Here is a 22,434-nt window from a genome sequence, read left to right as displayed (position 1 = left end):
ATATCCTATCCTCCTATCTCTCAAATTCGCTTTCATCATTTTCCGATGCGTAAACAGACACCTTCTCGGGCTCAAAACCCTGCTCCTTGATGTTGGTAAACCACTGTGACATAAAATCCTTCAAGTCACGCACCCTTGACGGCGGTACGCTGTCCGTATCGTAAAAAAGCCCTATATCGTCCTGTAAGAACGATGTAGGGTGAATGGAACAGGTCTGCTTATCAATGGTGAAGGTAATCTCAGGGTCACGCATGGAATCGCCATTTTGGCGGTAATAATGGGCGATGCTGTACTCATTGCCGCCTATGGCTTCCAGCACCAAATCTTCAAAGCCTTCGCTTTTTAACTTCATGTAATAGGCTTCTCCCTCAAGAATAGGGCCTGCGAAAACCGCCAGTTTCTGATACAGCCGCTGTTCCAGCGTGAGGTGTGCAGAGGGGGGAGCCGTTCTGCTTGGCGCATCTGCTTCCTCGTCCGGCTCATAATTCATTACATCCGTGTTATCCTCATCCGGCTCTAAAACAAGGTCAGAGGTATCCTTAAATTCTAAGGCAAGGTCAAGCTCAACCTTTTTCCGCTGTAACTGCACCAATTTTTCTTCACTGGCAAAGGGCTTTTCACTCTCCAGCTTTGCCGCCTCAAGCTGGCGGTGCAAATCCGCAAGCTCGGTTTTGGCGACTTCTAATTCCGACACAATGCGTTCCGCAAGATTTTCAATACGGGTGATGTTTCCCAGCTCCGACTCACCCAATTCCGTAGAATAGGTGCATTTGCCGCATAGCTGGATACCGACCCCATCTCCCATGCGGCGTATCAGCCGGACCGGAAAGCCTGCATAGCTGCCCACATCAAGGGTATCCCCGGTGCTTCGCCCCAGCTTGCGGGAACGGACCATGAAGTGTTCGGCAGCCTTGGTTCGCTCATCATGGAGCCTGCCGTCAATGGTCATTTGAAACTCGGACGGCTTGTTTCCTGTATAGTCGGCAAGGTCAGCTTCCATTCCTGCTATTTTACGCTCGGTTGCGGCAATCTTGCTTGGATAGTGTTTTCCGATTTTGTACTGAAGGTCATTGCGCTGGCTCTGCCATGCGGATTTCAGCACCGTCAGGCGGCTGATCTCGTTATCCGTTTCCATCTTCTCCTTAATTCTTGGGTCGGAGGTTGCAAGGGCCTTAAATTCGGCATACTGAAGCATCGTGCTGTCCACATCCTCACAGGTTCTGAGGGTAGAGCGACCGGTCATAATCTGACTGATATACCGCTGTTTCTGCTCTAAAATCTGCCACAGGTACGCATCGAAGGTATTCTCTGTGATGTAGTTGAATATGGAAATTTCCTCGTTGTCGTTGCCCTGACGGAGAATGCGGCCGTTGCGCTGAATGAGGTCGGAGGGGCGCCACGGCACATCGAGATGATGGAGCGCCACCAGCTTATTTTGAACATTCATGCCGGTGCCCATCTTCCCGGTGCTGCCCATCAGTATGCGGATTTCACCGGTTCGTACCTTTTCAAAAAGCTGCTCCCGCTGTACGTCCGTCTTGGCATCGTGGATAAAGGCAATTTCCTCCGGTTTTACCCCCTGTGCAATCAGCACCGCCTTGGTAGCCTCGTAAAAATTAAAGCTGCCGTCACCCTTGGGCGTGCCTTGATCGCAGAAAATAAGCTGGGTCAAGCGGTTCTCAGCGGTTTCATGGTAGATTTCAGCCGCTTTCCGGACGCAGACATTGAGCTTTGTATTGGGGTCATCCGGTAAATCCGGGTCAACGGCTCTCGGATCGGTAGACAGCAGGCGGGCCTCCAGCGTGAGCTTCAGGAAATTATCCTCGGAGCTGTCTACCTGTCCGTTGCGGATTTTCTCCGCCCGTTCTCCCAATTCCATCACAAGGCGTTTCTGCTCCGGGGTACATTCCGTTTTGATAACCTGTGGACCGCCGGTTCTTAGCTTTGGAGTAGGTAAGTCCAGCATATCAGCGGTTTTAATATCCGCAATCATGTGGAACATTGCCATCAGCTCAGGTAGATTGTGAAACCTTGCAAAACGGTTTTTCATTTGATAGCCGTTGCCCTCCGGCTTGATTTCCAAGGAGGACTCCACCACACCAAAGGTACTTGCCCATGCGTCAAACATCAGCAGGCCACGCTTTTCCAGTTCCCACGGTTGCAAAGTCTTTTGCAGAACGTACAGTTCCGCCATTGTGTTGGAAATCGGAGTACCGGTTAGGTAAACCACACCTTTGCCATTGTTCAGGTCATTGATGTATTGGCATTTTTGGTGCATATCCATGGCACGCTGGCTGCTAACACCGGTAACTCCGGCTACGTTACGCATCTTGGTGTAGGAAAAATTGTTCTTGTAGGCATGGGCTTCATCCACAATCAGGGCGTCCACACCCAATTCCTCAAAGTTGATAACACCGTCTTTTTTCTCTGCATTAAACAGCCTGTCATAGCGAAACTGGAGGTTGGATTTGAAAATCTGCATCTGTTTGAGCGTCCAGTCCTTGCCGTCACGGGCTTTTACCTCTGTGATTGCTTCTGTAATAGCCGCCATTTCCGACTCCATAGCCGCAAGCTGGCGCTCTCTGGATAAGCCGATGAGTTCAAAGCTGCTATGCCCCATAATGATGGCGTCGTACTCACCGGTAGCAATCCTGCTGACAAAGCGGCGGCGGTTCTTTCGCTCAAAATCCTTTTTCTCCGCCACTAAAATATTGGCGTTGGGGTACATCTTCATGTAATGGGCTGCCCATTCGCCTACAAGGTGATTTGGCACGGCATACAGGGGCTTGTGGACTGCTCCCAGCCGTTTCATTTCATAGCCAAGGCCGACAGCAGCGTAGGTTTTGCCAGCACCCACTTCATGTGCCATCAGCAGATTACCATCACTGTAAAGACCATGAGCAATGACATCGCTCTGATGCTTGCGGAGCTTGATGCCCTCCGCCATATCCGGCATGAGAAGATTGTCACCGCTGTATTCACGGGGGCGGATGTTATTGAAACGGTCATTGTAGAGCTTCGTCAGGCTCGCCCCACGCTCCGGGTCGGCAAATAGCCAGCTTTCGAAAGCCATCTTGATTTCCGCCTGCTTTTCACGGGCCAAGATGGTTTCCTTTTTGTTGAGAACGTATTTCTTTTTTTCCTCTCCGGTATTCGGGTCAATATAATCAACCGGGTCTTTCACCTCCACAGGTCGGAGGTTGAGGGTGGTTTCCAGTATTTCGTAGGCATTGAGCCGATCTGTGCCGTAGGACTGGTTGACCGTCACGGAACTGCTTTCTGCACTTTTATTGGAAATATAATAGGCGCCGCTGTATTTAGAAAATTCGAGAGAAATGCTAAAGCGGCCATCTTGAAGGTTGGGTGCGGTCTGAAAGGTATCATACATGAATTGCTGGTAAATCCCCGGGGGAATCCATGTGGTTCCGAGGGTAAAGCTGATGTCCTGCGGAGTCAGGGGAACCGGCTGCACCAGCTTCAACGCCTCTGCATTTCGGCTGAACCGTTCCGGTTCTTCCTCCGCTTTCAAGATTGCCGTTACCAACTTATCCTTGACATAGCCGCTTAGATACTCGTCGGCAGTTTTCCAGCCGGTGTGCGGATTGCCGGTGTAATCATCAGGGTCTTGATAAATTTTATCCCCTAACTCGTCAATGATTTCCTCCGGTGTAGCCTTGCGGTGATCGGGGTACTGATAGAGCCAGGACATATAATCAAGGTCAACCTTGCCTTTCACATTGAGAGAAACCATCAGGGCTTCCTCTGCCGAAAACACCGTTTTAGGCATAATCTTGGGCTTGATGGTCGCCTTGTAGAAGATAGCGGTCTTTTTCCATACATCCTTTTGGCCTTTTATCTCCGCCTCAATGGAACGGAGCAGAGGGGCATTGGAATCTCTTGAAAATGCGATTACATTGGCATAGGAATTGAGATACCCTTGCTTTTTGACAAAGGCATCATACACATGATTGAGATGGGCGATATGATCCTGAAGCTGCTTTTCATATTCCATGGTAGGCAGCTCATGGAGATCTGCATATTCGCTGTTCTGAAAGTCAATCAAGCTACGGATGGCTGCCGTAACCTCCACCATCCCACGAATACGCTCGGCTTTCCGGCCGGTGATGTTTTGCTTATACATCCGAGAGTTTTCACGGTAGTACAGCTCACCGTCTACCAGCCCATAGCTGAAATTGCGCACATTGGGATCAGCAGAAATGGATTCGGGCAGCACTTCCTTTTCGCCCTCATATTCGGAGGTGGCCTCGGTATATTCGCCGTCGAGATAGGAAATGGCACGCTCCAGCCGTTCATTCAAGTCCTCTCCGGCTATCGGGTGGCAGGCGGTGGTCTTTTCGTTGCCGAACATGGACTCGTCAAACACCATCTCACCCAGCACCATTTCCGGGTGGTCGATAAAATAGGTGTTCATGGGAATGCCGTTTTCGTCTTGCTCTACGGTCAGCCAAGGACTGCTTTCCTCGTCTGGCACAATTTCCCGTTCCCGCTTTTTCAGAAAAAGAATGTCTGTGGTAGCTTCGGTTCCGGCTACCTGTTTGAACGCATTGTTCGGCAGGCGGACAGCTCCAATCAATTCGGCTTTCCCTGCGATATAACGGCGCATACTGGAATTTGCTTTATCCATGGTAAATTTGGAGGTAATCAGCGCCATCATGCCGCCCGGACGGACCTTATCCAGTGACTTGGCAATAAAGTAGTCGTGAATGTGGAAGTTGTGCTTATTGTATCGGGGGTCATCCACCTTGATGGAGTTAAACGGCACGTTACCCACCATCATATCGAAAAAATGGTCGGGAAAAGCTGTCTTTTCAAAGCCCATCACCTGAATATCCGCATCAGGATAAAGCTGTTTTGCAATCTGTCCGGGGATGGGGTCGATTTCACAGCCGTATAGTTTAGAGGAATCCATGCTGTCCGGCAGTACGGAAAAGAAGTTGCCTGTACCAAGGGCAGGGTCTAAGATGTTGCCGCCCCGGAACCCCATTCGCTCCAGCCCTTTATAGATATGGCTGACGATGCTCTGCTCCGTATAATAGGAAGTCAGGGTGCTTTTCTGTGCCGCCTGCAATTCCTCGTCTGTCAGCAGTTCTTTAATTTCCGCGTATTCTGTTTCCCATCCGCTTTTATCCGGTGTAAGGGCATTTGCAAGCCCACCCCAGCCGACAAACCGGGCAAGGGTTATCTGTTCCTCCGCTGTTGCTGGGCGCCCTTGTGCTTGCAGTTCCTTTAGAAGCCGAATGGCTGCAATGTTGTTTTTGAATTTGGTTTTCGGGCCGCCATCGTAAAGATGATGGTCGGGGGAATAGCGGTAATTGAAACCTTCACCCCAAGCACGGGCATGGAAATCATCCATAATGGTACGGTTGTACTCATCATTAGACTGATTGACAAGGGTGGCGGCTTTGATGGCAGCCTGCGTTTCCTCTGAAAAATCACCGCTTTGAACGCTTTCTACCACCATGGTGGCAATCTCGCCATTCGTGTAATGATCTTTTAACGGCTTACAATCCGCAATGGCAGACAGCGGCACACGCTCGGTAATTTTAAGCCGGTTCAGATTTTTAAGCTGTGCAATATCTCCGATTTCCACCGTGCGCCCATCGTGCATGAATTTAACGATTTCAAACACACGGTCATTATAATAAATGCGGTCGCCCTCCTGAAACGGCAGTTGCATCGGCTCCACAGAGTTCCCATCAATCATGCCGTCATTGCTGTCCTCGGCGGCGTCCTCATAGCTCTCCGGCATAGCGGAGGTCATATCGAATAAGGTGAGCTGCCTGTCGGGAGTCTCCTGATCCGGTGCTTCGGGGGCTGGCAAGTACACCGTCTGCCCCTCGGCTTCCATCTCCGTTTTATCTTTTTCCGTAAGGTAGCGGTCTTGACGGATCAGGTCAGAGATACCGCTTTCCACCTGATTCCATGATAGAGTTTCGTGCAGTGCCAGAGAACCGGATCGGTAATCAATCGCCATCCCCTTGGGGGTATACTCCAAGCGCCATCTGTCGCCATTGGGCTGACTGCGGGAGCTGCTATATGAGTAATATTCCTTTCGGATGAAATCAACCCTGTCTTTTTTGGCAGGCATGGACAGCATGGCTTGAAAAATCCGTTGCCTGCCGCCCTGTGTGCCGCTGCCATGCTGAAGGTATTCGTCAATGATTTTTTGTCTGTCCGTGTCAGACAACTCAGCGGATACAGGATGTTCATCAGGACTATTTTCGTCCTCGTCTATAAAGCCCTGCATTTCCTCCTGTTCATCGGGGATGGCATAATCGTCAATCACGGTGTCTGCGGAGCTAAACGGATATACCCCAGTCAGAATCAAGCGGTCAATCCGGCTGACGAGCGTGCCATAGTCCTCGGTAAATTGCTGATTCCCGATTTCAAAGGTCAGCCCATCATCGCCTGCGGTGAGATATAAATAATCTCCGGTTTCCGTGATGTAGTCGGTATCCAGCTTGCCATAAAAGGCTTTCAGGATTTTGGCTTTCGTAGTCTGCTTGTGTCCGCCCTCAAAGAATTTATGGATTTCCGCTGCCCATTCCCTTGTATCAGGGGTAATGTCGTCGGCACACAGCACCACATCAATGAGGTCGGAGATTTCGTCCTCGTCAAGCGTTGATGCAGAGGAAGTGGTTTGAATATCCGTGGGCTGTACGTTTAGATCAGGCACCGGCGTGATGGGCGTATCTACGCTGGCAACTTTCTGCTCAACCCCTGCCATTTGTTTTTCGTAGAGTTCGATGTCCTGCGCTGTCAGCCAATTCGGTTTTTCAGGTACGGCATTGTAAAGCTCCCACATCTTGGTAATTTGGTTTTTTACGTTTCCCGCCCATAAATGCTTTTCATGTCCTTGCCCTGCGCCTAAGAAATATTCGCAATCAGATTGCAGGCGGCTCAATAGCTGATACGAAAAAGATGTGTCTTGTTCCGTTGGCTCTGCCGCTTTTTCCTCCGCAGAGGAGATTTCCTGTACTGTTTTGGGTGGTACAACGAAAAAGCCGCCTACAGACGGTTGTTTACCATCTGTAGGCGGCTCTGTTCTTTGTGTTATCGGGGTTGCAGTACCAATTCGCTGATCATGATTTCCTCCGCTGTGTCGGTTATCATGCCCATGTGGGCGGCTCTCTCCATCGTGTCTTCGGTGTCCGGCATCAGTTGGGCGGTCAGAAGCTCCTGTATCAGCCGCTCCTTGCGGCTCTCGGCTTCCTCGTCCACTTTCAAAATCATCTCGTTGATTTTGCCCTGTGCTACCAGCTCCGACAGGCGGTGCGGGTGGTTCTCCAGCATGAAGTTCTTCCACAGGTTCCCGAATCTGCCCACCGGCATCTGGTCGGTTTTCTCGTTCTCCGAGATTTGCAGTTCGGGGTAGAGCAGACTGTCCTCGCCCTTCCGGTAATTGAATTTCATTAACGGTTCGGTTCTCATAAATTTGGCTCCTTTCGATTTTAATTTGTTGGATTTCCTGATGAATTTCTCTCAGGATGGGTCTTGCAAGGGAAACGGTGCAGTTTCCCATGGTCATAAATAGCTCCAAGCTGTTAAAGTGGCTGATGTTCTCAAAGGTGTGTTCGTCAAACATCTCGGTAGAAAGCCCACATTTGCAAAACACGGTATAGGCCACGCTGTCGGTGACAAGCTCCATAAACTCCGCTTTTACTGCCTCAATAGGAGCGTCATAAAGTACGCTGCTCTCGTCACGCACCTTAAAGTTTCCCATATACTGCGGTAAAACCTGACGGACCCGTTGCTGTACCATCTTATACAGGCACATTTCGATACTGGAGGTTGGAGTGATATACTTCTCGTGAAACCTCGCCATTACGCTGGGTTTGTACTGATCCTCCAACTCCCAAAGGTAGCTCATAACCTTTTTGAAACTCTGCTCACTGCCGTTGGTGTCCATGAAATCAAACAGATACTTCAAACTTGCTGTGGGGTTTGTCATGTCGATGACCGCAATGCCTTTTGCTCCTGCATTGATATTACGGTCAATTCGCTTGTCATGCCATTCGTCAAAGGTGGCAAGCTGGGTTGCATCAGGCCGCTGTGCGTAAACGAGTACCGCATTATCAAAGGAACGCTTGTAATACCTCGCCACACAGGACAGCAGACCTTTCCACTCCACAGGGTTTTTCGTGTATTCCTGTACCGACTTTTTATATAGATCGGCAAGTAGGGTCGCCTTACTCAAGCTGTCACCTCCGATTCTTGATTTTCAAAGTACAGTGCCAAAGCCTTATCAATGACTTCCTCAATTTCCTTTTGGGTCTGCTGTGCGGTAAAATATTTGGAGATGACCGCAGGCTTGATTTTGACTGGCTGTGGCTTGTTGCTTTTGGGTTTTCGGTTTTTTTCCCCTGAAAGGATTTGCATAATGGCGGTGTCAGTTAGCTTTCCAGCCTTGTAGTAGCCGTGGAACAACTCCGCCTTTTTCGTATCTACCTTATAGTTATCGGACTCCATGAGGTCGGCAATTCTCTGCTGTTGTGCCTCGTCCTCTACAAAAGAGAGGTCATAAGCGGCAAGAAAGGCAATCTCACCACTATCAACACGGAAAATGAGAGGTTCAATAAGGTTTGAAATGCGGATGTATTTTGCCACCTTATCCCGTGAAAGGCCATAATTTTGTCCGAGTTTTTCATCTGATCTCAACTTCGTCTGAACCTCAGACGAAGTTGAATTTTCCTCGGTATCATGCGGGTTCAAGAGCATTTCAATCTCTGCCAAAAGGTCATTTCTCTTGCCCTGTGATTTCAGTGCCGCATAGTGCTGGGCAAGACAATAGGCACGTTCAGAATAGCTCATATCTCCAAAGGAACGCTGGCGCAGATTGGTTTCCGTTACTATCAGGACGGCATCTTCATAGGTCAGATTTTCCCTGATGATGACAGGACCTTTTGTAAACCCAGCAAGCTGGGCGGCGTTTTTACGATTGTGTCCGCTGAGAATGATATATTTCCCATCCTCAGTGTACCACAGGATAATGGGGAGCAGAATTCCAAACTGGCGGATACTGTCCACCATATCTGTGAGCTGCTGTCCCTCATAGAGTTTGAACCTGTGATTTGGAAAGGACTCCATCAAACTGAAATCCATATCCACGATACCGCCCTGCACAGGAGCAGGGGCGGTATCGTGCTGGGTTTCTATACCCAGCATTTCATCAAAATCAATTAAGGGCGCCTTGGGTTTTGGTATCGCCATAGGTTAAATGCTCCTTTCCGCAATTTTACCGTGTCCACCCGAAAGCAGTTCGTCCGCAAATTGCCCATAGGCGATTGCCGCAGGGTTTCCCGGCAGAAATTCACAAATGGTCTGATGGTGAAGCACGGCTTCCGCAACCTTGATGGACCTTGGAATATGGGTCTTGAAAATAGGAACCTTGTCCGCAAAGCCACGTTGTATCAGGTCGTTTACCTGTGCGGAAAGTATCGTGTTGGGAGAATCCATGGTAATCAAAATGCCCTCGATACGCAGGCGGTGGTTACTGTTCCTCTGAATGGCCTGATGGTGCTTTAGCAATTCCGCAAGACCTTGGGCGGACAAAAGCTCCGCCTGTGTCGGGATGATAATGCTGTCGGCACACATCATCACGTTAATCATCGGCGTACCCATTTGCGGCATACAGTCGATGATGATGTACTCATAGCTGTCCTTGATGGTATCAATATATTGGGTCAAAATCCTCTCTCTGAAATCCACATTGCAGAGATTGCGTTCAAGGGTGAAAAGCTGGGTATTGGATGGGATCAGGTCAACACCGCACCCGGTCTTGATGATATAGCTTTCGGGTTCGGGTAAAGGCTCGTCCTCAACCAGCTTGCGTAACAGGGTGTTGATTGTCACCTCCAATTTATTGGGGTTCTTCACACCAAAGATGATGCTCGAATGCCCCTGACCGTCAAAGTCAAGCAGGGCGGTGCGGTGTCCTTTCTTGGACAAGAGATACGCAAGGGTGGTAGCCGTGGCTGTTTTGCCCACTCCGCCTTTCTCGTTGATAATTGCAATGATTTTCGCCATCGGCGCTCTCCTTTCTTGGGTAAAAGATTTTGGGTAATGGGTAAATAGGGTAAAAAAATTGGACTAAGATTAGCGAAAACCCTTTGATATAGCAGCTTTCACTTACTTAGTCCAATTATAACAGAGGCACCGGCCGCTCCGTCTGCTCCTGTCGCTCCCGTAGGACCTGTCGCCCCGGTTGCTCCTGTTGCTCCCGTAGGGCCTGTTGCTCCGGCTGCACCGTCTGCTCCTGTCGCTCCCGTAGGGCCTGTCGCTCCCGTAGGGCCTGTCGCTCCCGTTGCTCCTGTTGCTCCGGCTGCACCGTCTGCTCCGGTTGCTCCCGTAGGACCTGTTGCTCCCGTTACTCCGTTTGCTCCCGTAGGGCCTGTCGCTCCCGTCACTCCGCTTGCTCCCGTAGGGCCTGTTGCTCCCGTTACTCCCGTAGGGCCCGTTGCTCCGGCTGCACCAGTTGCTCCCGTAGGACCCGTTGCTCCCGTTACTCCACTTGCTCCTGTAGGGCCTGTTGCCCCGGTTACACCCGTAGGACCCGTTGCTCCGGTTACTCCTGTCGCTCCCGTTACGCCTGTTGCTCCCGTAGGGCCTGTTGCTCCTGTAGGGCCTGTTGCTCCCGTTACTCCTGTCGCCCCGGTTGCTCCTGTAGGACCGGTCGGGCCTATAGGGCCGGTCGGGCCTATAGGGCCGGTCGGGCCGGTCGGGCCTTCTCCAGAGGATGCATTAAGAGCTCTTTCCATTTTTGCCTTTAAAATTATCTGATTCTGAAAAGTACTATCTAATACCTCTCGAACATGTTGATTTACTTCTAAAATTTCATCGATACTCGCATTTGGGCCCGTTATACCCGGCAAAGTACCCAAAGCATATTGAATTTTTTCACCTTCAGCATTAATAATATGGCTTAATCCCAGCTCCTCCATAGCAATGGAGGTCAAAATAAAGTTGATGGCGTCCTCTCTACTAATTGGAGGACTTATTTCTGGAAACCTTGGTAATGACATGCTTTATCTCCTTATTGTATCGTCATTATTTTATCTTCAATTATATTATACGCAAATTTATCAAGTCAGTGCATATATTGTCATATTTTGAAGTTAATAGTCTGATACTACCGTGTAAGACCTTGTCAATCGATGGTATTTTCAGATGATAAACCACTCATTCAAAAGCTCGGATTCGCCACCATCTATAGGAACGCGATAGAAATAATCGTTATTTTGCGTTTCCTCATTTACCTGCGCGATCGCTTCATAATAAAGGTATCCGTCTCCCGGAATAAAATGAAGGATTCCCCAGTATTCATCCGCCTTCATGACTGCGATAGTCTTCATTTCCCCGCTTCCGTCAGCAGGGAGCATAATAATTTTGCCGGCGAGAGAAGCATATAACTTCCCCTCCTCGATGAGAAAAGAATAGTTGGCAGAGCCCGTAAAGTTTATCGGCAGTTCTCTCTCCACCTTACCGCTTTCTCCGCTCCGTACCTGCATCTGATATTCATAAGTACGGTAATCATAACCCTCCGGTTTCGTCACAAGAGTCAGACAATAAAGCTTACCCTCGTAATAAGAAACACTGTCGATATATCCTTCCTCATCCACCTGCGGATAAACTGTCAATGTCTCATCCTTGCCGCTTTTTAAATAGATGCGGCCCAGTATATTCTCGTCCTCCGCCCCATCATAGCCATTATAATACACATATCTTCCGTCATAGCCCAATATATTGTCGATACGATCGGTTTTTATTTCCTTTCGTTCTCCCGTGTTCAAATCCACATAGGCATAACGCATCCGGTAACTGTCATCGTATTCATAGCCATAGAACAGCTTATCCCCTATCAGCTTTTCATGCCCCATACCCGCGAGAAACACATCCTCGGCCAGCACCTTCACATTACTGCTGTTCATGTCGGAACACTTTATGGAAAGCAACTCGTCCGTCACGCTCTCATAAGCCTCCTGCACCTTCTCCACATAGTAAATTTTATCCTCTTGAATCGTAAAAATACTGCTCTGCTGAGGAATGCTATCGCCATATACACCATTTACGCCCCGGTACACCATTCCCTCGTAAGCGCACATGTTGGAAAAGCCTCTGGCTGAATAAAAAGAAATCTTCCCCTTATCCTCCGAGAATGTATGCGCAACCCCGAATACAGCCGGCACCAGCATCACTGTGACGGCAATAGCTGCCGGTATCCATAGCTTTTTATTTATTTCTTTCATTCTTATTCTTCCACCGTGATATCATATCCCGAAGCGAAGCTCATTCCCGGCTGCACCTTGTTTCCCCATTTTCTTTCCTCTAAGGTTCCCGCAAAATCCGTGTGGTCACAGATTCCATTCCATGGCTCTATACAAACAAAGGGTGCATTTTTACCTGCCGGAGCCCACACGGCAACGACGGGCAAATCGAATCTCGTAGTAATATATGGCTTCTTGTCAGGAGTAAGGAGCGCTATGCTGTGAATCTGATAGTCCTCCATGATAATGGCATCCCTTTCGAACAATTCCTCCGAAATAGGTAAAAGTCCGTCCTGCAACTTATAGTTTCTCTTTCCATCGCTTACCAGACCATCCTCTCCGATCACAGTACAGCTTATCTCATCCTGCTTATCGAATTTCAAAAAATAATCTTCTCTCTTTTCGCCTCTGTTTACCGGGCAATTAAAGGCAGGATGCCCTCCTATAGAAAAATAAAGAGGTCCGGCAGAAGGGTTATCTACCCTCCACAACACCCTCAGAGTCGTATCCTCCAAACGGTAGCCTATTTTCAGTTGAAAAGAAAAAGGAAATTGCTTCTTCGTCTCTTCATCCTCTTCGAGTGTAAACCACACCTCCGTGGCTTCATGGGACACCAGCTTAAACTCCGCGTCCCGCACAAATCCATGTTTTTCCATCTTATATATCTTATTGTCAAAACGGTATTCGCCGTTTTTCAAGCCTCCTACAAGGGGAAACAATGTAGGTGAAGTCCTTCCCCAATAACGGGCATCAGCGCACCACATGTATTCCTTTCCGCTTTCCGCTTTTCTCAATGATTTCAGTTCTGCTCCGCGGGAATCCACGGAGACCGTCAGCCTCCCGTTACTGATTTCAAAAATTGCCATGTTCTTTTCTCCTTTTCCACTCCCTGATAATACTTTTATTAATGCAATTATAGTCTAAAATTCTTGGCTTTACAATCCCGGAGCTTCCATGGCAGATGAACACAAAAGGCAACCCATATGCTTTATTCACGCGGATTGCCTTTACAGCTTTTAACCTACCTTATATCCCGTTCCCCACACCACTTTCAAATAATGCGGCTCCTTCGGATTGCTCTCAATCTTCTCCCTGATATGCCTGATATGTACGGCAATGGTGTTATCTGCACCGATGGCCTGCATATTCCAGATGGACTCATATATCTGATCGATGGAAAATACCCTTCCCCTATCCTGAACGAGCAGGCGCAGGATCTTGTATTCAATAGGTGTTAACTTTACTTCCCTGCCAGCAACCGTCACTTTTCTTATTACATCATCGATCACGAGGTCATCTACCCTGTAAATCCGGTTGATATTGTCGCACATATTGGAAAGTTGGGTATAACGTCTGAACTGTGAGTTAATCCTTGCCATAAATTCTAACGGATGATACGGATTCAGAACATAATCGTCCGCACCTGCATTGAGTGCCGCAATCTTCATCTGCTCCGTATCATTAGCCGATAATACGATAATCGGCATTCTTTCCGCATTCCTAACGCTTTTCAATCTCTCTATCCCATCATTTTTAGGAAAATCGATGTCCATGATCACCAGATGAATGTCGTTGCTTTTCAGTCTTTGCACCACATCCTGCAGGGCGTTCATAACAATCACCTGATACCCCTCCTGTGCCAGGAAAATCTTGAGAACCTCCATGTTTGTCGTCGTCTGATTGTAAATCAATACATTTTTCATTTGGCTTCCTCCTCTCTTAAGGCCCTTATTCATACTGTTTCAAGTCTATATTGTCCATAATCTTCTTTGCATCACTTTCTGCAAAGCCCAGAAAGTCAATGTATACCTCATAACTTCCTACGGTAATCGCTGCATGTATCTGCAATTTATCGCTGTCATTTTCCTTTACCGAATCCACAAGTGTATAGGTATACGCTCCCGGTGTGGTGTACTCTCTCTCATTGGTCACTCCTCCTGGAAATACTTTTGAGGATTCGTGGCTTTTGGTGTCCGCATAATCAGTCCTTTCCATCCACATCACCTTATTATCCGCCTCGTATCGGACCATCGCCCAGCTCCCGCAGACTGTAACCTCCGTAGAAACAGCTTTTTTTCCTATACTTACAGACGGCTGAGGGAAAATAATATCTTCATTTTTTATAAATTCTTCCCATGTAGCATAATGATATACAGGAATCTCTCCATTTTCCCAAAACTGATTCTTCGCGCCGTCGCTCCCGGAAGTCGTGTTTTCTGCCGCAGACTTTGCTTCTTTCGGCGAAGCATTTATCCCGCTGTCGCCGCTTACGGAATTGCCCGTTACCGAGCTGCTTATTTCAGAATTCCCTATTGCCGGGCCTGAATTATCCGCGGAGGAATTACCCGTTACAGAATTGCCCGATATGCTGTCCATTTCGATATTCTCTTTATCCTCCAAGATTTGCATTTTAGAGGAAGCGTCTTCACCGGCTATTTCTCCCGCCGGCGCACTTTCATCATACGACGAGACCAGCATTGGACTTTCTTCCTTATTTTCCACCGCTTCCTCCACCACATAGGCTCTGTTCTGAGCGGATTCTCCCTTGGACATGGTAAAAGCATCGCTGGATTCGAATCCCCATTCGTTCACCCGTATGACATTATGGAAATATTCTGCAGCCTTTACCGACCCGAAGCCACATACGAAGATCACACACATAGCAGAAAATGCCGTAGCAGTTGCTTTTTGCGCCCTTTTCACAACGCGGCGCCTATGTCTGCCCTCATCCATACAGCTGGAAACATCAATATGAAATTCTTTTATATCCTGCATGGCAGATTGATAAGCATTTTTAAAATCATCCATACTGATACTCCTCCCTGAGATTCTTCCTAAGCAGTTCCCTGCCTCTTGTGAGCTGTGATGTTACAGTGGATTCTTTTCTCTCCGTAACAAGACATATTTCCTTTATACTCATTTCCTGAAAATAAAACAAATGTATGACTTCACGGTATTTTCTCGGAAGCTTTATTATCGCTTCCATTATTTCCCGGTTCTGCTCTCTTTGCAGCGCATCCCTTTCCATAAGGCTTTCCGAAGCCTCTTCATTATCTAATGCGCATTCCTTTTCCGGCATAGCATCCGTATGACGGTACCATGCGGAACGCCATACTTTCCGGCAGCCATTCAGCGTCACCTTGATCAGCCATGCCTTTTCATGCTCCGTCGACTCGAATACTTTATTCGTTTTAATAAACTGATAAAATGTCTCCTGTACGACATCCTCCGCGTCCTGATTGTTCCTAAGCTGTAAAAATGCTATTTTATACAGCATGTCGCTGTATAAGTTTATTTTCAGCTGTAACGCTTCCGTGTCAGCCACCTTCGAAACAGACAATTTATCCCCTTTTTTCTTGTCCATATGTACGGTCTCTCATCTATACTTTCTATTTATTTTAGAGTTGTCTTGATTTCTTTTTTTGTAATCCATCTATAATTAATATCCCACAGAAAACAAAAATACTGCAAAAAAATAAATTATTTTTTTCTTATTTTTTTCTTGATTTCGAAATCATAAATATCTCTAATAAATTAGACGCTTTTCAACAAGAAAAAGTTGCAAAAATTTCAATTGTTCACAAAATTTTCACAACTTTCTCTGTCAAAGCAATATGCAGTTTTATGAGTTCACACATTTTCCTTCCATTTACCCAGGATAGCCTCCCACTTCACGAAAGCGATCCAGCCAAGCGCGGTCCCGAAGCAATTCAGCAGAATATCATCCACATCGAAAGCGCCGAAAGCGCTGAACAATTGAAAAACCTCGATCCCGAGCACAAAAATGAACGCATTTAAAAGAAGCGTCAGGAAATGTGTGCAGCTTTCCTTCACATATGGAAGAAGAAATCCGAAGGGAATGAATACGGCCACATTTCCTACCAGATTCTCAAAACTATTTAGCATATATGAATAATCAATATACATTCTTATGGTTTTGAATAAGGTAAAGTTGGCAGTGTCCAAGCCTTCCAGAACGATTCCCTTGCGCCATGTTCCTGCAATCGACATCAAATCTGCCCACGGATATTTGAATATGATGACTTTTATGACGATTGCAATATAAGCAAAAAATAATATTTTAATATGTTTGGAATCCCAGCTTCTGAGATTCCAAACTTTGGATTTACTCACGAATAATGAACCTCCACCAGTGTAAGTCCCTTGGCAGGCACTAACATACCGGCTTCTTCCCGCCTTCCAGACGTAAAAAGCTTTTCGATCTGTGCCGCTTCTCTTTTGTGCATCCCTACCTCAAGCAAGGTTCCCATCATAATCCGTACCATATGATACAAAAAACCATTTCCTTTAAAGGTAAACCGGATCTCCTCTCCTACTCTAGTGATCGTTATGGCTTCTACGGTACGTACCGTAGATTTCTTGCCCTTTTTCGTTGATGTAAAGGCTTTGTAATCGTGTGTTCCGCACAGAATCTCCGCAGCCAGACACATGGCCTCCATATCCAGGGATTCCGGTACCTCATATACATATCTTCTGTCGAATATATGCGGCACACTGCTGTTTAACACTCGATAACAATAGGTCTTGCCTGTGGCATTCAGTCTGCTGTGAAAACGAGGGGAAACCTCCTGCGCCTGAATGACCGCTATGTCCTCAGGAAGATACTCGTTCATGTAACACATGATTTCTTCCGGCGTCATATCCGTATCGATATGAAAATTGGCTGTTTGTCCCAGTGCATGAACTCCGGCGTCGGTCCTTCCCGAGCCGGTCACTTCTACCGGCCTGCCGCACATCTTGGTAAGCAGGACTTCAAGCCTGCCCTGAATGGTATTGCCGCCGCCCTCCTGCCTTTGCCAGCCTTGGTATCTCTTTCCTTCATATTGCAGTATTACTTTTATATTACGCAATTATGCGACCTCCCACGGATTTTCTTTCCCTTCCACGAACAGCTTGCAGCCCATAAGGGAATCTCTGACCACCGTTTCTACGCATTCGTCCGTATAGAAAGCCATGTGGTGCGTCACCGTAACATTAGGAAAGCCCCGAAGCACGGAAAGCTCCCTGTTATCCAAGGCGTCTGATTTTCTGTCATAATAATAAAGGCCGAATTCGTTCTCCACAACATCCAGTCCGGCAGCGCCGATCTTGCCGGACTCGATACCGGAAATCAGTGCCTCCGTATCAATGAGTCCTCCTCTGGCCGTGTTTATGATTACTACGCCGTCTTTCATCTTCTTAATGGTACTTTTTCCTATCATATGATAGTTTTCCTCTGTCAGCGGAGCGTGCAGAGTGATGATGTCCGCCTGCTCCCATAACTCCTCCAGGGATACGTAAGCGACATCTTTTTTCACTTCCTCATTTTCATGTAGATCATAGGCCAGCATTTTGCAGCCGAAGCCGGACAAACTGCGAATGACCGTCGTGCCGATTCTTCCTGTTCCAATAATTCCTACGGTCAAATCCTTCAGTTCCCTTCCCTGTATCCCTTCCAGAGAAAAGTCCTGTATGCTGCCCCTTTGCAGGATACGCTTCATTTTGCGGATGGACATAAGAATGAGCATAACAGTATAATCTGCCACCCCATGAGGCCCATAGGGCGCGTTGGCTACTTTGATCCCAAGGCGTTTTGCTGCTTCCATATCGATATGATCATAGCCTATGGTTCTCGTCGTCAGATAAGAGACTCCATTTTCCTTCAATCCCTCAAGAAGCTCCTCCGTCATCTTGGAAGTAATGATATTCACGCATTCGCTTCCGTTAGCCAGAGAAATATTCTCCAAATCCGGCGCATCCGGACACAAGGTGAGCCCAATTCCTAATTTCTTCGCGTATCGGAAAAACAGTTCTTCCTCATCGAATTCCCTGCAATTATACACCGTCACATTCATTTTTTATCACTTTCTCCCCCGCCCGTTTCTTCATGCTTCTTCAGCTTATCCCTCTGGCTTTCCTCATATTTCTTCACCGAAGACATATCCCCATCTTCCAGCCTCCGGAAATTATTAATGCTCGCCATCAGTATCTTCAGACTGTTAAACGTTGTGTCGAACACGCCCTCCTCATACATATTAATTAAAATAATACCTACAGGCACCGCAATGATCATTCCCAGCACGCCGCCTACCTTATATCCTATGAACAGCAAAAACAAGGTGGGAAGGGGCGCGATCCCAATGGAATCTCCTACAATCTTAGGCTGTATGATCTGTCTTGCGAGCTGTCCGACGCACCAGATGATGAGAAGGCCTACGGCCATTTTATAGTCCGCGCCCAGCATCTTGATAACAGCCCATGGTATGAGCACTGTTCCCGTTCCGAAGATCGGAAAAAAGTCCAGCAGTGCAATACCAAGTGCGATCAGCAGCACATAATCCACCTTCAATATCCAAAACCCGATGACTAAAAGCATGTACATCCATATCTCGATTTTGAACTGCGCCTTGAAATATCCTCCCACTGCACGCTTGAAGCTGCGTGACATCATATAATAGCGGTATCTCACGGCCTCGGGCATATGTTTTCTCATTTGTGCTGAAAGGAATTCCCTTTCCGCCACGAAAAAGTACGCGGATAAAAGGCACATGATCACACCGATGATCGCCGTAGGCAAATGCCTTGCAAAATTTCCGAGGGCTTCTATGGTGGGCGTTCCCGCCTGGCTCACCAAATTACCTACATAACCATCCATCTCCTCGCTGATATTTTCTATTGCAGTACGGATTTCCTCGGGAAGCCTGCTGTAAAAAATATCCAGATTCTTGCTGTTCGCTTTAAAGTCGTTCTCAATATCCTCCCATATTTCGGGCAGCGCATTTACCAAACCGATGGTTTCCTCGGTGATTTTGGCTCCTATAATATAACCTGCTAAAATGACAAGGGCTATAACTGATATAATGACGAACGCCGTCCCAGCCTTCCTCTTTATTTTAAGCTTTTCCTCGAAAAAGCGGACGATTGGGTTTGCAATCATGGCGATGATCCACCCGACTACAAACGGCATGAAAAATACGAGCACTTTTGGTACCAGCACTATGAGTAACAGTGCAGTTATCACTGCTATTCCCAGATTCATAAGTACCTTTAAATATGTCTTCGTTGACGGTTTCATATGAACACCTCTCTTGCCGATGGGCTTTTACCTATGCCTTTTTGCTTCGCTTCATTCCAAATGCTCTGCATTCAGAAAGCCGTCCAACAATTCATAAATCTCTTCTCTTCCCTGCTTCGTCAGCGCAGAATAAGGTATGACTATGGTATCCTTATCAGACTGAAGCCCTTCCTTTATCATTTTAACATGTTTTTGTATCTGACTTCTATTTATTTTATCTAATTTTGTCGCGATAATAATCGGTTTGTATCCCTGATTTAATATCCAGTCATACATTATCCTGTCGTTTTGCGACGGTTCATGCCGAATATCGATCAAGAGAAAGACTGCCCGCAGCATTCTGCTCTTTTTCAGGTAATTCTCTATCATCTTTCCCCACTGCGCCTTCACCTCTTCGTTCGCTTTGGCATAACCATAACCGGGTAAATCCACGAAGTATAACTCATCGTTAATATTATAAAAATTAATAGTCTGAGTCTTTCCCGGCTGTGCGCTCGTTCTCGCTAACGACTTTCTGTTCATAAGGCCGTTGATCAATGAAGATTTCCCTACGTTGCTCTTACCGGCAAAAGCCACCTCCATGTGAGGATTGTCCGGCAGCTTACTGGTAATGCCGCAGACGGTTTCCAAACCGACGTTTTTTATTATCATTCCTTCTTTCCTTTCTCTGTATCGCTATCAGAATTTACCAGAGCGTATGAAAGAACCTCTCCCATATTCTCCACAAAATGTATGGAAAGTCCCGACTTGATTTCTGATGCGATTTCTTCCACATCCTTTTCGTTCTTCTTCGGCACAAGCACCGTCTTGATGCCCGCCGTCTTTGCAGCCAGAATCTTCTCCTTAAGGCCTCCGATGGGAAGTACGCGCCCCCTTAAGGTAATTTCACCGGTCATAGCCACCTGTGCCTTTACCGGTACATTGGTAATCGCCGAGAGAATAGCGGTGGCCATCGTGATACCCGCACTTGGTCCGTCCTTAGGAACAGCTCCCTCGGGAATATGGATATGAAAATCGTTCTTTTTAAATACATCCTGCGGTATCTTATATTCCTTGCTGATAGAGCGTACGTAACTCATACCGGTAATGGCTGATTCCTTCATTACATCGCCCATTTGACCGGTTAAGTCCACCTCTCCCTTCCCCGGCATCATATTGACTTCTATCTGTAAGGTTTCCCCTCCTACGCTAGTCCATGCAAGACCGCGCACAATTCCTATCTCATCCTTATCATTTGCCTTATCCGGTGTATATTTTTCCTTCCCGAGATATTTCTCCAGCTTGGACACCGTCACCTTAATACCGGTCTTATTCTTCTGAAGAATCTCTCTGGCCGCTTTTTGGCATATACTGCCTATCTTGCGTTCCAGATCGCGGACACCCGCTTCTCTCGTATAGCCTTCGATAATGCGTTTTAAGGCACTGTCACTTATCATTAGCTGGTCCTTTTTCAGACCGTTCTTCTCAAGCTGTTTTGCTGTCAGATGCTCCTTGGCAATATGGAATTTCTCGTTGGCAGTATAACTGGTCACCTCGATGACTTCCATACGGTCCAAAAGAGGTCTGGGAATCTGCGCCATGGAATTAGCCGTGGCAATGAACAGTACCTCCGATAAATCCACAGGAATCTCTACATAATGATCGCGGAACTTATTATTCTGCTCCGCATCCAGCACCTCTAACAGCGCAGAAGACGTATCGCCCTTATAATCGCTGCTCACCTTATCGATTTCATCTAAAAGCATCAGTGGATTCTTCACTCCGGCCTGCCGCAGCCCCGCGATGATACGGCCCGGCATTGCTCCCACATAGGTTCTTCTGTGTCCTCTGATTTCCGCCTCGTCTCTGACACCGCCAAGCGAAATGCGTACGTACTTTTTATTCATGGCCTCCGCCACACTTTTCGCGATGGAGGTCTTACCGGTACCCGGAGGTCCTACCAGACAGATGATAGGTGTCTGTCCCTGCTTCGTAAGGCAGCGCACCGCAAGGGATTCCAGAATCCTTTCTTTTACCTGCTCAAGGCCGTAATGATCTCTCTTTAGTATCTCCTCAGCCTTGGTTAAGTCCGTGTTATCCTTGGACTTCTTCTCCCATGGAAGGTCCAGCAGCGTTTCAATATATCCCCGTTCAACGGAGCTTTCCGAGCTGTTCTGCGAAAGGCTTTTGAATCTCGATATTTCTTTTCGAATCTTATCCTTTATCTCTTTATCAGCCTTCAGCTTTTCTAATTCCTCCTCGAACTGACTCGCATCGGAAAAAGAATTGCCCTCTCCAAGCTCTTCTTTAATAAACTGCATTTGTTCCCGTAACAGGTATTCCTTCTGGTTCTTTTCCACCCGTCCTTTTATCCGCTCCGTCAGCTCCGTCCGGACCTTGGCTATTTCAGTTTCATTGGTCAGTATGGAAGAGAGCGTATCGAAGCGCTCCTCTAAATCCACCGCCGACAGTACCGCCTGCTTTTTGTCGAAGCTAAGCGGCATATTGATTGTAAGCTGGTCCAAAAGCTGCCCCAAATTGGTAATATCACTGATATGCCGCTCTAAAGAAACGCCCGTCTTAGGATAAAAAAGAGCGTATCCTTCGAACAAATCCTTGATCTGGCGCATCATCGCCTCTTCCTGTATCGTTCCCCTAAGCTCTGCAGGCTCTTCTAATGCTTTTATTATGCCCTCCAGATAATCTTCCTTGTCCGAAAAGGATAAAAGACTTCCTCTGGATATACCTTCCACCATCACTCTGACGATATTATTAGGCACTTTTATAATCTGCTTGACGAGGGCTATCGTTCCTACCGGATATACGTGATCGAATCCGGGGTCTTCCGCCTGCATGTCCTTCTGCGTGACGAGGAATATCCTCTGGTCCTCCGTCATCGCTTCCTCCACTGCCAGTATGGATTTCTTCCGGCTAAGGTCGAAATGAATGATCGCTCCGGGCAGAATGGTCATCCCCCGAAGCGCCACTGACGGCAGCTTTTCTTCTATGTTCAAAACATTTTGCATTATCTGTTCTTTATTCATTCTTTTCATCATTCCCGTATCTTTTATTTGGGTGTTTATTTAAACTTTAAAC

At 47.3% G+C, this 22,434-nt stretch carries 16 protein-coding genes; all 16 read right to left on the bottom strand.

What is annotated here, in order from left to right; genetic code table 11:
• Positions 1-13: 13 nt before the first annotated feature.
• The 16 genes from V6984_RS05995 to lon all read right to left on the bottom strand — a co-directional run bounded on the left by V6984_RS05995 (position 14) and on the right by lon (position 22,391).
• A complete protein-coding gene (locus V6984_RS05995) occupies positions 14-6,925 on the bottom strand; it encodes a DUF6908 domain-containing protein (protein ID WP_342758870.1) in 6,912 nt (2,303 codons plus the stop codon).
• Between the two features lie 149 nt (positions 6,926-7,074).
• On the bottom strand, positions 7,075-7,452 hold the full coding sequence (locus V6984_RS05990; protein WP_342758869.1) for a TnpV protein: 378 nt from the start codon (positions 7,450-7,452) through the stop codon (positions 7,075-7,077).
• 762 nt (positions 7,453-8,214) lie between these two features.
• The gene (locus V6984_RS05985; RefSeq protein ID WP_342758868.1) at positions 8,215-9,231 is read right to left on the bottom strand and encodes a ParB N-terminal domain-containing protein; all 1,017 of its coding nucleotides are present in this window, start codon (positions 9,229-9,231) and stop codon (positions 8,215-8,217) included.
• Positions 9,232-9,234: 3 nt separating this feature from the next.
• Entirely contained in the window at positions 9,235-10,047 is an 813-nt protein-coding gene (locus V6984_RS05980; RefSeq protein WP_342758867.1) for a ParA family protein, read from the bottom strand.
• A gap of 98 nt (positions 10,048-10,145) precedes the next feature.
• Positions 10,146-11,042: a hypothetical protein gene (locus tag V6984_RS05975; protein WP_342758866.1), complete on the bottom strand. Its 897-nt coding sequence runs from the start codon at positions 11,040-11,042 to the stop codon at positions 10,146-10,148.
• Between the two features lie 141 nt (positions 11,043-11,183).
• Positions 11,184-12,266, bottom strand: coding sequence for a hypothetical protein (locus V6984_RS05970; protein ID WP_342758865.1), 1,083 nt, complete (start codon positions 12,264-12,266; stop codon positions 11,184-11,186).
• 2 nt (positions 12,267-12,268) lie between these two features.
• Positions 12,269-13,150 carry an aldose 1-epimerase family protein gene (locus tag V6984_RS05965; protein WP_342758864.1) on the bottom strand — a complete coding sequence of 294 codons (882 nt, stop codon included), beginning with the start codon at positions 13,148-13,150 and terminating at the stop codon, positions 12,269-12,271.
• Between the two features lie 150 nt (positions 13,151-13,300).
• Complete coding sequence (locus V6984_RS05960; protein WP_342758863.1) at positions 13,301-13,987, bottom strand: response regulator transcription factor; 687 nt, start codon at positions 13,985-13,987, stop codon at positions 13,301-13,303.
• Positions 13,988-14,012: 25 nt separating this feature from the next.
• Entirely contained in the window at positions 14,013-15,092 is a 1,080-nt protein-coding gene (locus V6984_RS05955) for a hypothetical protein (protein WP_342758862.1), read from the bottom strand.
• Positions 15,085-15,648, bottom strand: coding sequence for an RNA polymerase sigma factor (locus V6984_RS05950; RefSeq protein ID WP_342758861.1), 564 nt, complete (start codon positions 15,646-15,648; stop codon positions 15,085-15,087). The genes V6984_RS05955 and V6984_RS05950 overlap by 8 nt, the downstream gene beginning before the upstream one ends.
• Before the next feature lie 266 nt (positions 15,649-15,914).
• Complete coding sequence (locus V6984_RS05945) at positions 15,915-16,418, bottom strand: VanZ family protein (protein ID WP_342758860.1); 504 nt, start codon at positions 16,416-16,418, stop codon at positions 15,915-15,917.
• On the bottom strand, positions 16,415-17,155 hold the full coding sequence (gene truA, locus V6984_RS05940; protein WP_342758859.1) for a tRNA pseudouridine(38-40) synthase TruA: 741 nt from the start codon (positions 17,153-17,155) through the stop codon (positions 16,415-16,417). The genes V6984_RS05945 and truA overlap by 4 nt, the downstream gene beginning before the upstream one ends.
• Entirely contained in the window at positions 17,156-18,139 is a 984-nt protein-coding gene (locus tag V6984_RS05935) for a D-isomer specific 2-hydroxyacid dehydrogenase family protein (protein ID WP_342758858.1), read from the bottom strand.
• Complete coding sequence (gene ytvI, locus V6984_RS05930; protein WP_342758857.1) at positions 18,136-19,359, bottom strand: sporulation integral membrane protein YtvI; 1,224 nt, start codon at positions 19,357-19,359, stop codon at positions 18,136-18,138. The genes V6984_RS05935 and ytvI overlap by 4 nt, the downstream gene beginning before the upstream one ends.
• 51 nt (positions 19,360-19,410) lie before the next feature.
• Positions 19,411-20,010, bottom strand: coding sequence for a ribosome biogenesis GTP-binding protein YihA/YsxC (gene yihA, locus V6984_RS05925; RefSeq protein ID WP_342758856.1), 600 nt, complete (start codon positions 20,008-20,010; stop codon positions 19,411-19,413).
• Positions 20,007-22,391 carry an endopeptidase La gene (lon, locus tag V6984_RS05920; protein WP_425324251.1) on the bottom strand — a complete coding sequence of 795 codons (2,385 nt, stop codon included), beginning with the start codon at positions 22,389-22,391 and terminating at the stop codon, positions 20,007-20,009. Before lon ends, yihA begins: the two co-directional genes overlap by 4 nt.
• Positions 22,392-22,434: the final 43 nt, after the last annotated feature.

The sequence above is a fragment of the Kineothrix sp. IPX-CK genome (assembly GCF_039134705.1).
In the GTDB taxonomy this organism is placed as follows: Bacteria; Bacillota; Clostridia; order Lachnospirales; family Lachnospiraceae; genus Kineothrix; species Kineothrix sedimenti.
This window is presented reverse-complemented; position numbering and strand designations above follow the sequence as displayed.

What these genes read in the sequence shown, in the direction of transcription:
- V6984_RS05990 (WP_342758869.1), bottom strand. Translation starts at nt 7,452, where the DNA reads ATGAGAACCGAACCGTTAATGAAATTCAATTACCGGAAGGGCGAGGAC.
- V6984_RS05985 (WP_342758868.1), bottom strand. Translation starts at nt 9,231, where the DNA reads ATGGCGATACCAAAACCCAAGGCGCCCTTAATTGATTTTGATGAAATG.
- V6984_RS05980 (WP_342758867.1), bottom strand. Translation starts at nt 10,047, where the DNA reads ATGGCGAAAATCATTGCAATTATCAACGAGAAAGGCGGAGTGGGCAAA.
- V6984_RS05975 (WP_342758866.1), bottom strand. Translation starts at nt 11,042, where the DNA reads ATGTCATTACCAAGGTTTCCAGAAATAAGTCCTCCAATTAGTAGAGAG.
- V6984_RS05970 (WP_342758865.1), bottom strand. Translation starts at nt 12,266, where the DNA reads ATGAAAGAAATAAATAAAAAGCTATGGATACCGGCAGCTATTGCCGTC.
- V6984_RS05965 (WP_342758864.1), bottom strand. Translation starts at nt 13,150, where the DNA reads ATGGCAATTTTTGAAATCAGTAACGGGAGGCTGACGGTCTCCGTGGAT.
- V6984_RS05960 (WP_342758863.1), bottom strand. Translation starts at nt 13,987, where the DNA reads ATGAAAAATGTATTGATTTACAATCAGACGACGACAAACATGGAGGTT.
- V6984_RS05955 (WP_342758862.1), bottom strand. Translation starts at nt 15,092, where the DNA reads ATGGATGATTTTAAAAATGCTTATCAATCTGCCATGCAGGATATAAAA.
- V6984_RS05950 (WP_342758861.1), bottom strand. Translation starts at nt 15,648, where the DNA reads ATGGACAAGAAAAAAGGGGATAAATTGTCTGTTTCGAAGGTGGCTGAC.
- V6984_RS05935 (WP_342758858.1), bottom strand. Translation starts at nt 18,139, where the DNA reads ATGAATGTGACGGTGTATAATTGCAGGGAATTCGATGAGGAAGAACTG.
- ytvI (WP_342758857.1), bottom strand. Translation starts at nt 19,359, where the DNA reads ATGAAACCGTCAACGAAGACATATTTAAAGGTACTTATGAATCTGGGA.
- yihA (WP_342758856.1), bottom strand. Translation starts at nt 20,010, where the DNA reads ATGATAATAAAAAACGTCGGTTTGGAAACCGTCTGCGGCATTACCAGT.
- lon (WP_425324251.1), bottom strand. Translation starts at nt 22,391, where the DNA reads ATGAAAAGAATGAATAAAGAACAGATAATGCAAAATGTTTTGAACATA.